This is a genomic window from Microcoleus sp. B7-D4 (assembly GCF_036705125.1).
Classification (GTDB): Bacteria; Cyanobacteriota; Cyanobacteriia; order Cyanobacteriales; family Microcoleaceae; genus Microcoleus.
Genome location: NZ_JAUBTT010000011.1, coordinates 42,399 through 58,456, shown reverse-complemented (window position 1 = coordinate 58,456; position 16,058 = coordinate 42,399). Strand labels below are relative to the sequence as shown.

The 16,058-nt window shown below is 43.0% G+C and carries 10 protein-coding genes and 2 pseudogenes; 1 reads left to right on the top strand and 11 read right to left on the bottom strand.

What is annotated here, in order from left to right; genetic code table 11:
* Window positions 1-3: 3 nt before the first annotated feature.
* The 11 genes and pseudogenes from QUB12_RS06565 to QUB12_RS06515 all read right to left on the bottom strand — a co-directional run bounded on the left by QUB12_RS06565 (window position 4) and on the right by QUB12_RS06515 (window position 15,272).
* Window positions 4-1,185, bottom strand: a pseudogene (locus tag QUB12_RS06565) (RNA-guided endonuclease InsQ/TnpB family protein).
* A gap of 336 nt (window positions 1,186-1,521) precedes the next feature.
* The gene (locus QUB12_RS06560) at window positions 1,522-2,229 is read right to left on the bottom strand and encodes an ABC transporter ATP-binding protein (RefSeq protein WP_006631855.1); all 708 of its coding nucleotides are present in this window, start codon (window positions 2,227-2,229) and stop codon (window positions 1,522-1,524) included.
* Between the two features lie 61 nt (window positions 2,230-2,290).
* Window positions 2,291-3,070, bottom strand: a complete 780-nt coding sequence (locus tag QUB12_RS06555) for an ABC transporter ATP-binding protein (RefSeq protein ID WP_333306053.1) — start codon at window positions 3,068-3,070, stop codon at window positions 2,291-2,293.
* 151 nt (window positions 3,071-3,221) lie between these two features.
* Window positions 3,222-3,422, bottom strand: coding sequence for a hypothetical protein (locus tag QUB12_RS06550; RefSeq protein ID WP_333306052.1), 201 nt, complete (start codon window positions 3,420-3,422; stop codon window positions 3,222-3,224).
* Window positions 3,422-4,768, bottom strand: coding sequence for a protein kinase domain-containing protein (locus QUB12_RS06545; protein WP_333306051.1), 1,347 nt, complete (start codon window positions 4,766-4,768; stop codon window positions 3,422-3,424). Before QUB12_RS06545 ends, QUB12_RS06550 begins: the two co-directional genes overlap by 1 nt.
* 154 nt (window positions 4,769-4,922) lie before the next feature.
* Window positions 4,923-5,405, bottom strand: a complete 483-nt coding sequence (locus tag QUB12_RS06540) for a hypothetical protein (RefSeq protein WP_333306050.1) — start codon at window positions 5,403-5,405, stop codon at window positions 4,923-4,925.
* Window positions 5,406-5,428: 23 nt separating this feature from the next.
* The gene (locus QUB12_RS06535) at window positions 5,429-10,012 is read right to left on the bottom strand and encodes a protein kinase domain-containing protein (RefSeq protein WP_333306096.1); all 4,584 of its coding nucleotides are present in this window, start codon (window positions 10,010-10,012) and stop codon (window positions 5,429-5,431) included.
* A pseudogene (locus QUB12_RS06530) lies at window positions 9,992-10,432 on the bottom strand (Clp protease N-terminal domain-containing protein); the annotation flags it as partial. The gene QUB12_RS06535 and the pseudogene QUB12_RS06530, both read right to left, overlap by 21 nt.
* A 31-nt stretch (window positions 10,433-10,463) precedes the next feature.
* The gene (locus QUB12_RS06525; protein ID WP_333306048.1) at window positions 10,464-12,290 is read right to left on the bottom strand and encodes an AAA family ATPase; all 1,827 of its coding nucleotides are present in this window, start codon (window positions 12,288-12,290) and stop codon (window positions 10,464-10,466) included.
* 313 nt (window positions 12,291-12,603) lie between these two features.
* Complete coding sequence (locus QUB12_RS06520; protein WP_333306046.1) at window positions 12,604-13,434, bottom strand: class I SAM-dependent methyltransferase; 831 nt, start codon at window positions 13,432-13,434, stop codon at window positions 12,604-12,606.
* A gap of 272 nt (window positions 13,435-13,706) precedes the next feature.
* Complete coding sequence (locus tag QUB12_RS06515; protein WP_333306044.1) at window positions 13,707-15,272, bottom strand: ABC transporter permease subunit; 1,566 nt, start codon at window positions 15,270-15,272, stop codon at window positions 13,707-13,709.
* Between the two features lie 178 nt (window positions 15,273-15,450).
* Between QUB12_RS06515 and QUB12_RS06510 the strand changes: the two genes are divergently transcribed.
* Window positions 15,451-16,053: a Uma2 family endonuclease gene (locus tag QUB12_RS06510; protein WP_333143807.1), complete on the top strand. Its 603-nt coding sequence runs from the start codon at window positions 15,451-15,453 to the stop codon at window positions 16,051-16,053.
* Window positions 16,054-16,058 lie beyond the last annotated feature (5 nt).

Below are 16,058 nucleotides of genomic sequence, written 5' to 3'. Positions count from 1 at the left end.
AACTTATCTCTGTTTTGTCACCACCAGCGAGTAGAGATCGGTCTGTCCCCCAGCGTGAATTCCGGTGTGCCCCACCGTATTTAAATTGATTCCTGCCTGCTTCAAACCCTTTACCAAAATGTTTTTTCCGGCATTGTGATCGCGATCTAACACCGCACCACAACTACAAATATGGGTTCGAGTTGACAGAGTTTTCTTGACTAGGTTTCCACAATTTGAACAATCCTGGGAAGTGTACTGAGGTGGAACAGCAATTACTGTTTTGCTGTACACTTTTCCAAAATATTCCAACCATTGAGCAAACAATGACCACGCCACATCGCTAATTGATTTAGCGAGCTTGTGGTTTTTAACCATGTTCCGCACCTGAAGTTCGACCTAGGCTACGAAATCGTTAGATTTCACCGCGCACAAGGCCGTCTTTATGGCGAAGTCTTTACGCTGCCGACTAACCTTTAGGTGCTTTCTTCCTAACTTGTTGAGCGCTTTTTTCCGGTTTCTGGAACCTTTCTTTTTCCGAGAAACTCGCTGATGCAATCTCTTCAAAGCTTTTTCACTTTTTCTGAGATACCGAGGATTAGGAACTGTTTCACCGTCGCTGTCAGTATAGAAGTGGTTTAACCCGACATCTATGCCAATAAATTTACCAGTAGAAACGGGTTCCTCTTTTCGTTCAACGTTGATGCAGAATTGGGCGTAGTATCCGTCGGCACGACGCACAACCCTGATTCGTTTAATCTCATCGGGCGCATAGAAATGCAAATCCCGACTGCCGATTAACTTAAATCTCCCAGCAGCAAAACCGTCCTTAAATGTTAGACATCTTTTGTCGGTAGAAAGCGCCCAACCGGATTGCTTGTACTCAACGGAACGAGTATGTTTCTTGTACTGTGGATATCCCTTTTTTCCGGGTTTTTTCCTTTTGCAATTAGCAAAGAAACGTTGGATAGCAAAAATGGCACGTTCCGCTGAAGCTTGACGTGCCGTCGAATTAAGCTTGCCCGCCCATTCAAACTCTTTTGCCATAACCGCGCATTGTTTGTACAGGTCTACTAGCTTAATCCCTTGATTGTCTACCCAATGTCTAAGAGTTTTATTTCGGACAAATTGAGCCGTCCGAATCATGTCGTCTATGATTCGATATTGTTCCGCTTTGCCCTTCAACTTAAACTCTAAAACTATCATTGGAATAGTCTCTCACTTTTGCTAAAACTTTTACTTACAAGTCTGTATATTTAATAATTATTCATATTACTTATAATTAAAGCCGTCCTATAAGGACGGGGCTTTAGACCCAGTTTCTTGGTAAGAGGTTATTTGTTATTTGTTATTTTCTATTTGTTGGTTGTTATTGGTTATTTGTCAGTTTCAATAACCAATAACCAGTGCCCCATGCCCCATGCCCCATGCCCCATGCCCCATGCCCCATGCCCCATGCCCCATGCCCAATGCCCCATGCCCCATGCCCAATGCCCCATGCCCCATGCCCAATGCCCAATGCCCCATGCCCCATGCCCATATTTAACTTTCACCTAAATACGCTTTGCGAACAGTTTCATTTGACTGCAAATCGCTAGCCGTACCAGCAACTACAACCTGACCGGTTTGGATGACATAGCCGCGGTGGGCTACACTTAAAGCCATACGGGCGTTTTGTTCCACCAGTAAAATAGTTGTTCCTTCAGCATTAATATCACGGACGATCGCAAAAATTTGACTGACTAACATCGGTGCCAATCCCATACTCGGCTCGTCCAATAATAACAAGCGGGGGCGCGACATCAAAGCCCGGGCGATCGCCAACATTTGCTGTTCGCCGCCGCTGAGAGTTCCCCCTTTTTGACTAATTCTTTCTCGCAAACGGGGAAATAAATTTAATGCTTTTTCCATATCTGACTTGATACCGAGAGTATCGTTGCGGAGATAAGCACCCATTTCCAGGTTTTCTTGCACCGTCATGCGCGGAAAAATCAACCGCCCTTCGGGACTTTGAGAAATCCCCAAACGGACGATCGCCTCTGTAGATAGTGCTTCTAAAGGCTTTCCCTCAAATAATACAGTGCCTTGGCGCGGGCGCAGCAGTCCTTGAATCGTGCGGAGAGTGGTCGTTTTCCCCGCCCCGTTGCTGCCGATTAATGTCACAACTTCTCCCTGCGAGACTGTTAGCGATACTCCTTTGAGAGCGTGGATATTTCCGTAGTAGGTGTGAATGTCTTTGATTTCCAACATAATTGCTCTTTGTGGGCTATCTTTACCTAAATCTTAATCAAAATATGGAGATATTTACCCATTAACCATGTCCATCTTCTTCTTTTCCTAAATATGCCTCAATCACGCGGGGATCGGCGCGAACTTCTGCCGGAGTTCCCTCAGCAATTTTAGTACCGTACTCCATAACACTAACGCGATCGCTAATTCCCATCACCACTTTCATATCATGTTCAATCAGCAAAATACTCAAATTCAACTCATCGCGAATCCGGTAAATAAAGCGAGTTAAATCAGCCGTTTCGTTCGGGTTCATCCCTGCCGTCGGTTCGTCCAAAAGCAACACTTTCGGATCGGAAGCCAAAGCCCTGGCAATTTCCAATCTACGCTGGTCGCCGTAGGAAAGGTTTTTTGCCAACTCCGGCGCTTTAGAAGCACCTAAACCGACAAAATCAAGCATAGTGAGCGCTTTTATTTTAGCTTCCCGCTCCTCCAGATTGGCAGTGGGAGGGCGGAGGATTGCACCCAACAAACCTGTTTTTAATCGGCAGTGTCTACCTACTAAAACATTATCCAGCACAGTCATGTTGTTAAACAAGCGGATATTTTGAAACGTTCTAGCAATGCCGAAAGTTGTCAGGCGATCCGGAGGCAAACCCGTTATATTCTTCTGTTCTAGGAGCAACTGACCCGCACTCGGTTTGTAGATACCTGTCAGCATATTAAAAAATGTAGTTTTTCCGGCACCGTTGGGGCCGATCAAACTGGCGATCGAGCCTTTTTCCAATGTTAAACTAACCTGGTTAACGGCAGTCAAACCGCCGAATCGCATTGTAAGTTGCTGTGCTTCTAATAATGACATTTTGGTTTTATTTCCTCTGCTGTAGGGTGCGTGACTGCGAATAGATTTGGGCCCAGTCTAACAGGGCTGTGGCGTCACGCACCTTCCTGAATATACCGGGGTTCGATCTTCTCCGGTAGGGTGCATGACTGCAAATAGATTTAGGCGGAGTCTAGCAGGGCTGTGGCGTCACGCACTTTCCTGAATATCGTTGCCGCCAATTCACAAGCAAGACTGCTGCTAATGCCATCGGAAACGATAAAAAGCCCTTGCGATCGGCAAGCCAACGATCTTGATTGTGCTGCTGTACGCCACCTGGATGGGAAGGGCTAGCATAGGCGCAAGTGTGGTTATCTATGGAAGTAGTACGCATCACAGCACCCTCTGTAATGCTTGCTTCAACTCAGCAGCCGTTTTGAAACAGAGACTAGGTTTGTCAATCAGCGCCAAGTCAATGACTTCTGCTAAACTCTTTGGAATTAAAGTATTTCGCTGGCGAATGGGAATCGGCTGGGTGTTTAATGCTACTGCCAAGGCATCTTGACCTTTGGGAAAATTACGGGGATACAAACCAGTAAGCATATTGTAAAGACACGCTGCAGCAGCCCAAACATCAACATCTGGTTTGACGTATTTGAAATCGAGTACCTGCTGTCTGGGCATGAAATGAGGTGTCCCCCACGCATTTGAGTTATCTGGAGTGTGACCGCTTAAACCAGCTAAATCGAACGCTTTGGCTAAGCCGTAATCTCCCACCTTTGCGATCGCTTTACCTCCAACAGTAGTTAGAAATATGTTACTGGGTTTGAGGTCGCGATGAACCAGACCCCGTGCCTGTTTAACCGTACCATCAGGTAAATTAACTGGAGGGAGTTCTATATTATGGGCGTATTCCAGACCGTCTAAGGTTTGAAAAATAATCTCTAGGGCAGTATCAAGAGGCAATCGACCACTCTGCTGTCGCATTAATTGGGCAATACTGCCACCGTTACAATAATCTAGAGTGAAAAAGAAAGTACCGTCAAACTCGCCAGAATCCCGCAGTTTCACTAAATTGGGATGTTGAAGGAGTTTAGTATTTTCTATTTCGCGTAAAAACAAGTTGCTAGCGCGGCGATCGGCTGCGCGTTGAGGCAGCATTACTTTAAGTGCTATTTCCTCTTCTGTATCGTTATAGCAAGCTAAATAAACCGCACCGAATCCTCCCTTGCCTAATTCTTTTAAGATTCTGTAGCCTTGGATTGCAGACAGATTAGGTTCGCCTGTTTTTGCTTGTTGCAATAAGCGTTTGAGAATTTCAAAGGTATCAGATTCAATAGCCGAAATAGCTATCTTTTCTGGTTGTATTTCCGCATCACTAACTATTTCAATGCTGACTCTAAATACAATATTTCCAATACAAAATTCATCGCCCTCTTTCAAATCGCAAAAGGGATAGTCCTGTTCGCTGTTTGGGTTTTGACCTTCTTTGCGCTGTCCGATCGAGGTACCGTTAACATAAGTACCCATTAGGCTGCCATAGTCTCGCACCCGGATGTTTGGCGGGTTGATATCAAGTACGCAGTGATAGCGCGAGATAGTGCTATGAGCTTCGTCATTAGGCAGCTTGGGCTGGCAGTCATCAGCGCGACCGATGATTGTAGTAATAATTTCATTGAAAATAAATTTTTGATCGGCGAGTTTTCCAGAAGTGATGGTGAGAATAATTTGACTTAACATGGTTGACAAGTTTGAGGATAAAGAGATTATTGTTATTTTTGCACTGAAGGAAGAGGGCTTAATAAGATGCCTAAAATTTTTTCCACATCTCTCAGATAATACTCGATCGTATCAATATACACAATCTTGCCCTCTAATTTCACAAATCTCCAATTTATGATGTTACGGCTCCATAAATTGTTTTAATTTCATTTTCTTCTCGTTCGTTAAACAACTGAGCCGCTAACATTTGGGCTACGCATTGTCCCAGCCCAGCTTTAATATCTTCTTTTTTGGTCTCAACAAGCATAATAATAGGTGCTTTGATCAACAATTTTTCTGGTGACAAACTCATTAAAAAATCACAAGTCCCATTTAATCCCTTTTCTGGAGCGACATTAAATTCGGAACCAGAGAATAGACCAACTTGATAATTAACCTGTCGCCTGACTTCCAGTAATATTGGAGCAATAATCATCTCGGAGCGGGCTTTTTCTGTGTTTATGTCTAAAGCTACTGAAGCATTTTTCTTCAATGAAAGTTTAATAGTTTCACTAGGTTCTACTTCGGGTATATCAGCAAATGAATCTAGGTTTTCGTTTAGAGTTAAGTCAAATTGTTTGACCAGTTCATTCAGTTTGAAATCGCTATAAGCCATCTTAAATTTCCTCCTAATTTTGATTAAGACTTTCTCGTGGGCTTAACGAGTTTATAGAATATTTTGCAAAAGGAAATTGGAAATACTATAGCTAAAGGGATAGATAGCCAATAAGAAATCAGCCAGCCAAGACTAAAAATATGCGTCAAAATTACCATAGACAGCACATAAAATATCCAAAATAACAATTTATTATCTTTTCTCTTTTTCTCACCCAATAATCTATCTATCACATCACTCAGCAACATGGCCGGAATAATCGATAAGAAGAATGCTCGCCATAAAGCAAAGTCCCACAAGTCTACAATAGTATAGAAGAAAAGGGCGTAAGAGCATACAAATGTGACTGCCAGGAATGCTTCAATTGAAATAAAATTATATACACTGCCCACGAACTTTACACCCTTTACTATGTATGGCTGTAACCAGCTATAAAGTTCTTGCAGACCAATCAAAATAGGAGCAACAAAGATAGCGATAGGGAAGGATAATATTGGGAATACAAAGGATATAAGAATGGCTATGATAATTGATAGGAACAGGCTTAAACTAAGATAATTTGTTAGTGCATAAAGAGTTGTTATACAGATAGCTGCTCTAATCAATAAAGTGTTGATATCTTCTCTTACTTTGACGTAATGCTCGAAAGGGGATGAAAAATGAAACAGCAAATTCAGAGGATTTATGATAAAAAGAGAAAAAAGTCTAGCGTTAATATCATTAGGCTTAATTGAACCGTAACCTGCAAATGATAAAGTTATAAGTAAATTTTGAAATTCCTGTTCAGACCAAAAAATACTATTCTCAATACGAGTCAGAAAGTCTCGATCAAGACTTTTCCCTAAACTCAGAGAAATTGCATCTTTCCACTCCTCATCACTTTTAGACTTAGCATCACGAGTTAGTGCTTTAGTAATCTCTTCCTCACTTGGTTTTGTATCTGTTGGCAAGCTAGCAACATATGGCGTACTTAGTGCCAAAAAATTCACTAAATATGTTTGAATTTTTTGATCGTCTTCTTTTTCACATTTTCTCAGTTGCCAATCTAAAAACCAGACTTTAATTTCTCCATTCCAAGATCCGGATAAGACGTATTTCATATCTGGGCTAAAGCATACCGATCTAATACTATCTATATGTCCTTCAAAAATCCGTAAACATTTTGCAGTCTTGACATCCCATAGGCGCGCTGTATTATCTACACTTCCAGAAAGTGCATATTCTCCATCTGGGCTGAAGCAAACTGAAAATACTTTTTTTGTGTGACCCTTAAATTCTCGAACCACACCAGTTTTAGTGGTTAAAAGCTGAAAATTTTCATAATTTCCAGCTACTAGGATATATTTCAGATCCAAACTCATCTGCATTGAGTAAATATCTACTAGGTTGTTTTTTGAGTAACTAGACAGGTAGCTATTCGTCGAAAGTTTCCAGATTTTTATCTGTCTTTTCGCTGACAAATAATACTGCTCATCAGGACTCAAGCAAAGATGATAAACTTTATTCCCATGTCCTTTATTAACTCGTAAACAACGGCCTGTTTGAACATCCCATAGCCTAATAGTGCCATCTAAACTTCCAGACAAGGCAAAGTAGGTATCTGAAGTCCAGCATATTGACGTTATCCCATCAGTGTGTCCTTCAAAATTACGAATACACCTACCTGTTTCTACATTCCAAAGTTTGAGCATTTTATCATTCCAATTACCAGATAAAATATATCTCGCATCCCGACTGAGATAGGCTACGGTATCACCTGCTTCGTGTCCTTCAAATCTCTGGATAATTTGCCTTGACTCTATATCCCAAAGTAATATTTTTCCATCACCACTGCTAGACAAAACTGATTTTGCGTCAAAACTAAAGCAAATAGAGGTTACTCTTGAACCATGCTCTAAAAAAGTTTCACCTTCCCATGCACTTCTCAGAGAAAGTTTAGGAAAATTTTGATAAAGGCTAGTCCAAGCAGTGAATAATTCTTTGCTTTTGTCATATCCCGGTAGAGAGCGAGCTGTTGCTATATGTTGACCGTATGCCAGCATATCGCCTTGGGAAAAAGCTATCTGGGCTGCTGCTAATTCCTGTTCATAAGCTTGATTGGTGGCAATTATCTTTTCAGTTTCAATAACCTGGCATAACCTAATAGGAGCAAAATAGGGAGTTGATGGATAACCAACAGACCACATCTGAATAGTTGTATCAGCACTACCTGATAAAGCTGTTCGACCATTCGCACTTAGACAAATTGAAAAAATAGCTTTTTCATGCCCAATAAAAGTGTGTAAACATCTTCCTGTAGCCACATCCCACAGTCTCAAAGTTGCATCTAAACTGCCAGAAAGAGCAAATTTACCATCAGGGCTAAAACAAACTGACCAAACTTGATCCTTGTGACCTTCAAACGTTTTCAGACATTCACCTGTACTCGTATCCCAAAGTTTTAACGTACTATCTAAACTCCCAGAAATAGCATATAGCCCATCAGGATTGAGACAAACTGACTGAACTGCCTTTGTATGACCTACAAAAGTTTGTAGACATTTACCCTGTTCTACATCCCATAGTTTAAGAGTTTTATCATCACTACCAGAAAGAATAAAATTGCCTTCAAGAGTAGAAGCTATAGAATTTACCTTACCTTCATGCCTAGTAAAATTTCCTCTGATTTCTCTAGTTTTTATATCCCATAGCTCTATGGTTCCGTTATTGTTACCGAATATAACAAGCTGTCCATTTACACTCAAGTGACCAATAGAACTAGATTCATAAGATTTTCCTTCTTCTTTGAATTCTCTGATATATCCTTGGTTAATATCCCATAATTGGTGTTGTGAACCATTAATAGCACCATTTACGAGAACGGAATAACTATCCGATCTTACAGAAATAGATGTTAACAAGCACAAACCTTCCATCGTAAAAGATTTATGAACCTGCCCACTTTGTAAATCCCATACATAAAGTTTAGACTCGTTTGTTGTTATATTTTTTAGAGATATATAGCTTATAGATAATCCATACTTTGTATCTGAAGTAATCCCAACTGATCTTATAGGAAGATCGATATCCCAATCTATCAACTCCTTCTCAAACCGATTTGAGTTAGGTAATCTTTCTTGAGCTAAACGCAGCGCCTTTTGTACTTCTGACTGCTGCACCTGCTCTGCCGGAATCTGGTTCAGAGACTTAATAGCCTCCTCACAATTATTCCGCTCTAAATGCACCAACGCCAGCAGGTAGTGAGCGTTCCAATTCTCAACATTCGCATCCCGCACTTTCTCCAAATCCTTGACTAAAATATCGTCAGTAATTCGGCAGGCTCTCCACAAAATCAAGCCCCGATTGTAGGTCGATTCTGGATGTAGTGGATTAACTTCTAAAGCCCGATCCCACAAGTGCATCGCCTCTTCTATCTGACCCAAATCCAACAACGACACCGCTCGGTTATTGAGACTGTCTGCAATATCTTTACCCGCCTCTGGTTGAGGACGAGGATATGCTTCTCCCATCTCCTGCTGGTAAATAACTTTCAGCGCATTTGCCACATCCACGATCGTGCGGGGACGGCGTTCTGGGTCTTCTCGCAAACATACCCATAGCAGTTCGGCTACGCTTTGCGGCAAAGGTGGCGTATTCTCTTGCAGCGGTTCGCTTTCTATGATGTAGAACTCACGAGCATAAGCAACTTTCACCCCCACATCCCATCGCCGTCCTCCCTTAAACATTTCTAAAACCGATAATGCCCAACTCCATAAGTCAGTGCGTCGCGTCAAGGTTTGTTGGAGATATTGCTCTGGAGAGCAATAAGCGGGTGTACTGCCACTTCCTTCAACTTGCAAAGTTTGGTCAGGCGATCCTTCTATTGCGCTAACTTGTATAGGACGCGCCCTTGCCAATCCGAAATCCGTCACCTTAACCGTTCCATCAAGAGTCATCATCGTATTACCAGGCTTGACATCCTGATGAATTAACCCCTGTTCGTGGGAGTAATGCAGTCCCCAAGCAAACTGAATCGCAATATCAAGAATTCGCTTGAAAGACTCAGCGTGTCCCCCTTCATAAAGCTTTGGCAGTTCCCCATCTTTTCCGTAAATCCAATCATGCAAACTTCCCCCGCCGACAAATTCCGCAAACACGCGGGGGCTTTTGCCTAACTTGCGAACGTAGAAGCAAGTGACAATATGGGGATGCAAACCCAGTTTTACCCAAGTCTCAGCCTCTCGGATAAAATTCTCGACTCCACCAATTTTTTCAAGTTGCTCTGCTTGAGGAGTCTTGACAGCTAGACTGATATTCCAGCCAGTGTGGAGGACTTTATAAACTTTTCCGAAGCCACCTGTGCCAAGGATACCTGTTACTTCGTACAAATTGAGCAGGCGATCGCCCACTTCCCACTCATCAGGAACCTCTACCTCAGCTTGTACAACAGAAGATGGATCTATATACAGTCCAGCATAGATATTGGATGCCAATTCTGGCTGTAGATTCTCCAATTCTCCCAAATTTGAATCAGGCTGTAGCGAACTATTTTCCTCTGGGACATCATTATCTAGTTTCTGACTCACCAATAATTGCTCTTCATACTTTTCAGCTTCATCTGCCAACATTCTCAGAACAGAGGTGCGGACTTTGGGCGGCTTAATCCGTAAATTTTCCAAAACTCTAAGAGCAACCCCGTCTCCTTCCCGAATCAAACCTAACAACAGATGTTCTGTACCAACATAGTCGTGACCTAATTGTTCTGCTTCTTGCAGGGACAGTTCTAAAAGTTTCTTTGCTCGTGGAGTAAAAGGAATTTCTTCACTGACTTCTTCTGACCCTCGACCAATGATTTTTTCAACCTCTATCTGAGCATCGTCTAGCTTTACTCCCATCTCGGTGAGGACTTTCGCCGCCATCCCTGTTTCTTGCCCAATTAACCCTAAGAGAATTTGCTCCGTACCGACAAAGTTATGACCTAAGCGACGGGCTTCCTCTTGTGCTAGTAGCACTACTTTGATACCTTTTTCAGTAAATCGCTCGAACATTTTTTTCTTAGTTAGTTTGGCAATTAATCAGTTATTGTTTTCTCTCACTATCTGATTTTTTGTCTGCTTCTTCAATCCAAAGTTTGAGGATTTTTATAGGAATTCCCACAGGCATATAAACAGCCATTAGCAATTCAATTCCACCTTCAACGAGCATTTTTTGTAACATTTTTCTGCTCAAAGGTTCCTGAGTTGCTCGCTTCATCACTGAGCGCAGCCTGTCTTTGAGTTCTGGATTGCGATTAATCACCCGCTCAATTACTTCTGGAACTTTCAACAACGGCTGGCGCTGTACAGTTTGCATAACAATTTCTATTGTATTAGCCGTACTAGGGTCAGCTTGAGAAACTTGTTCGAGTAATTCCTGGATCTGAGTTATAGCTTCTGCTTCATCTCGTCCGAAAACAAGCTTACTTATGGCTTCTTGCATTTGTTCGACGCGGATGCGCTCGTCTTCATTCAATTGTTCCACAGGCAACCCGCAGCGTTGCGCGATCGCCGCGACTACTTCTTCGCGCCCAATGCTAGAAACCATTAATGGATCGCTACCGCCAGAAAGAGAAACAAGGCGAACACTCGCACAAGCTCGATCGATCGAGTCAATGGCTTTTTCTGGTAAGTGAGCATCAGGCAAGTAACGCACAGACATCTCTACCGATACTTCAATAGCAGAATCCAAAATTTTTAAACCGTGATGTTTCTCCAAGTTAGATCGCAGTCCCTTGAGGATGGCTATAGCTTCTTCAGGAGTTGGTTCGTCAATCTGAATTACCTGAAAGTGTCGCATCAATGATTCATCTGTTCCCAAAACTTGGCTGTCTGCGTCGCCCGATACAGTACCAATACATTGCAACTTCCGCTGTGTTATAGCTAATTTGAGCAAATTAGCAAATGCGATCGTCTGTTCTGCTTCTGAAGCAAAAATTTTGTGGATTTCCTCTATAAATAGGATGATATCTTCCCCTGAAGCCTCTTCGATCGCAGTTCTGCATCTTTCCTCAATCTCGCTCTGATTTTTCAGGCCCGTTAACAATGCCGGAAAAGACACTTCTACTATCCGTTTATCCTCCAGCCCTGGCAACGCTTTAGTTCCCACCATTCGCTGAGCTAATCCATTAACAATAGAAGTCTTGCCTACGCCAGATTCACCCACCAAAAGCGCATTCTGCTGACGGTGCTTTATCAACACTTGTGCCAAACTGCGAATTTCAGAACGCCGCCCGATAACTGGGCCAAGTTGGTTCTCACGCGCTTGATCGGTTAAGTCTCGCCCAAAGCGATCCAAAAAAGGTGTCTGCTTCAAAGTTTGCAGGTTCTTTGATTCAGCAGCTTCTGTGTTAATAGTTTCTTCAAAACCTGATGCTGCATCGCCGAAAAAGCTTTCTTGAATATTACTAATATCCATTCCCTCGAGAATATTAGCCCACGCAGGTGCTGGCAATTCCAACAGCGCCTGTAACAAGTGATGAGGACGTGGGAGATTCCCTTGTTTCCATGCAATCTCTTCTGCCCGCCGAAAAACCTGTCGCGACTCTTGGCTGCGAGACATTCCTCGCCCGGTATCCACATTTGGCCCAAGGTTAGCAACAACGGATCGCAAGCGACGGCGAAAGGTTGTCGGGTTCATATCAGCTTGTTGGAACTTTTGCTTTAGCTCAAGAATGTCAGCCTCGAACTCAGGACGTTGACCCTGTTTTTCTACAGGAGGTGTTGTAAAGAAGCGTTCTAAATCCAAATCGCAAAGCTTACACAGTCCAATCAATAGATGGGAAGGCTCTATTTCGGTAGCGTTACTTGCCTTAGCTTCAACCGCGGCAATTTCCCAAGTAAAAATCAGGCTTGGCGAGTAGTCTGCCATAACCAACGACCTCCATGATTCTGGGACAAGAATATTCTAAGTTGTCGTTACCAACGAAAGTTGACACTAAAATTGTATCTTTGTAAAGAATTACACTTAATTATACAGTATATTATTACTTCTGGTTTGTACACTAAGCGATCGCGCACCACTTTTTTAATAGCTGCCCCTTCGTTAATGGGCTACAGCCAAGATACGCGCTTTCCGAAGACAGAAGATTAAGAAACTTAACAAAGCTGAGTCAACTTGTGCTTAGTCTAAACTCCTATTTGATAAGGTGCGTCAGCAGCAAATTGTGTGACTTGAGTCAAATCTATTGACTGACGCACCCTACTACATTTTCTAAAGTACAAACAAAATAAAACTTAAAAAGATTAGATTCTAGCGAACGACCAGGGCGATATTGTGCGTGTAAATCGGCAGTCGAAAAGTTTTCAATAACTTTGAGATTGAGTTCGTCAGCCAAAGTTGCAATGTTTTCAAACCCAGTAATCCACCGTGCATACATACTTTCGTATTTATCTATGTAATCATTGATATCTTGGTAGCCCGTTGTTCTCAAAATTACCTTTTCCGACATATAATCAAAGGACAATCGAAAATTCTCAACATAGTCGCGAATTTGTTCTAACACAAATATTACATCTTTTTTGTCAAGCAAGGTTGTGTTGCCTTCCCACAAAAAATATGTCGGTCGAGCGAAATCAAATTCACTCTGTTTGAGCAAGGAGATTAAACCGTCTTTTACGTAATCGCCGGGGATGTAGCGAACATTAGCAGTAACTTTGTTAGCTTTGAGAGTTTCTTCTTTTAATTGAAAAGTCGCGCGATCGTCTATTTCAAAATAAGTGACTTTTTCGCCATTAATTCTAGCAGCGCGAGTATCCAAGCCTGAACCTAAAATAACTACTTGCTTGCAACCTCCTAAAATTTGATTTGACAAAACATCATCAAAATATTTAGTCCGCAACTTAACCATTTCTTTAGCGGCGGGAGAGCTTTGAGCTATGTGGCTAGCTACTTTTTTTGTTTCCTCATTCAGCCATATTTTTACTACATGATCAGTATACAGAGGAATTGCCTCTTCATTCTCTTCTGCTCTAAATTCCGCAACGATAAAAGCAGTACCAGTTACATTTTTCATGGCTAATCTTTCACCCTTACTAAGTAGTTGGTTACAAATAAACATTAGATGGGGAGGGGGTTTTTACACCCCTAAACTCCCTTGTATCTTAGATGTTGCACCATTCTAAATAAGGTTTTTATGAACAGGCAAGATGCCTGTTCCACAAAGAGTGAATTTTATTGTGGAACAGGCATCTTGCCTGTTCTTGAGAATGGTGCAAAATGTGAGTTGCATCCTAGATTCTTAGCTAAACCCGCCTACAAAATACTATGGTTTTTGCCCTTACCTACTTATTGACTTCTCGCATCTGCTAAAGACTCATTGCTCGCTTCAGCATCCGAATGCAGTTCAGCTTGGTGTATTTTATCAGGAATCAGTCCCTCCGGCCGCACAAGCATCATGACAACAAGAGTTAGGCCGAATAGAAATAAGCGCATTTGAATCGGGTCTAAACTGGTTGCCAGAAAGTCTCGCAACTGGGGAATTGCAATCCTGGGGAGTACAAAAGTATTCAGAAAACCCTTGAGGACTTGCGCTAATTGTGGCAGATAAAGTCGATCGGCAGACATGATAATGATAGCCCCCAAAATCACCCCGGTCATGTTGCCCAAACCGCCTAAAATCACCATACACAGGATGATTACCGACACCGAGAAATCGAAAACGCTGGGAAAAATTGCGCTGATATAGGCGGCGTAAAACGCGCCTGCAAACCCCGAAAACGTCGCTCCCATCGCAAAAGCCGAAAGTTTGGTTTTGACCAGGTTAATCCCCATCGCACTAGCCGCTAATTCATCTTCGCGCATGGCATTCCACGCCCTCCCCAAGCGGGAATCTCGCAGCCGCGAAATCATGAAGTAAGCGAAGACAACTAGCAGCAAAATTAGGTAGTACCAGGGAAAGTAGTTGCCGGTGCTGAAAGTGCCGACGATGGGGAGAGATGGACGCCCGATCGGGTTTATTCCTGCTTCGCCGCCGGTGAGGTTAAAAGGTCGATCGCACCCAACCAGACACAGCACCAACTCGGGTTTACCCAAAACAGCCGCAACAATCTTCGAGACTGGTTCGTCGATGCGAATCGCGGTTAAATTCCTAAAGACAACCGGGATAATTTCGCCAAAACCGAGGGTAACAATCGCCAAATAATCGCCCTTGAGCCGCAGTGTCGGAATACCCAGGATTACGCCCGCGATCGCAGCTACACCGGCCGCGATCGGCAATACCACCCAAAAGTTCCAAGCAATATTTAACTGCCCAGAAGATAGCAAAGCCGTCGTGTAAGCGCCGATCGCAAAAAACGCCGCATATCCCAAATCCAACAAACCCGCAAAACCCACCGTAATATTCAAACCCAGCGCCAACATAATAAAGATTTGAATCTGTACTACAGTAGCAATCCAGCCAGTCTGAGCCTGAATGTCGATAAACGGAAACAGAATTAGAATAAAAGCTAATGTCACCAGAGTTGCCAGTCGCTGGCGTTCCCCCTGCAAACCCTGCAAAGCACCCATTAACGTAGCTGTCAAAATTGCGATCGTCAAACTGCAAATCCCGTACAGCAGCGTCGTCGGCAAAGCAACAGCAGGTTGACCAGACAAAGGCCTAATCAAAACCCCTTCTACCACACTCGCAACTAACAGCCAAACTCCCAATCCCAAACCGGCTAAACTGCCGATACTCGCACCCATTTTCGGGCTGTAAACCTTCTGATCCCGACAGCTCATAAAGCCCGCAGCCGTACCCATCAGCCAGCCGATCACAGTGCCGCTCCAACCGCCGAATAACAAAACCGTCAAAGAGGCGATCGCCCCTAAAATACCGCTCGATTTAATTGCTTGGATTATTTTATTAGTCATTAGTCATTAGTTATTAGTCATTAGTTATTAGTCACTGTTCACTGTTCACTGTTCACTGTTCACTGTTCACTGTCAACTGTCAACTGTCAACTGTCAACTGTCAACTGTCAACTGTCAACTGTCAACTGCTATATACTGGAACTGTTACCGCAACACACTTCAAACGGGCGATCGCTATATGGTACAAGCACCTCAAAAAACTATCACCCTCGACGAGTTTTTGCAACTCCCAGAAACCAAACCCGCTAGCGAATACATCAAAGGTGCGATTTTACAAAAACCTATGCCACAAGGAAAACACAGCACAATTCAGGGAGAACTTATCACGAGGGTTAATGCAGCGGGCAAACCTCAGCGGATTGCTTGGGCATTTCCAGAACTTCGCTGCACCTTTGGCGGACGTTCTATTGTCCCCGATGTCGCGATTTTTGTTTGGAATCGCATTCCCCTAGACGCTGACGGCGAAATTGCCAATACATTTAATGCTCACCCAGACTGGACAATAGAAATTTTGTCCCCAGCCCAAAGCCAAACCAAAGTCACAAACAATATTTTGCACTGTTTGAATGCCGGTTGCCAGATGGGTTGGTTGCTCGATCCCGATGAAAAAAACATTTTAGCCTATCCCGCAAGGCAGCAGCCGATTTCCTTGCAAGAACCAACAGATATACTCCCGATGCCCAATTTTATGCCGGAAATGCAGTTGACTTTAGGCGAAGTTTTTGGCTGGCTCAAACCTGGCTTTAGTATCGAACCGAAAATAGTGGAATTGAGTAAATAATAGGC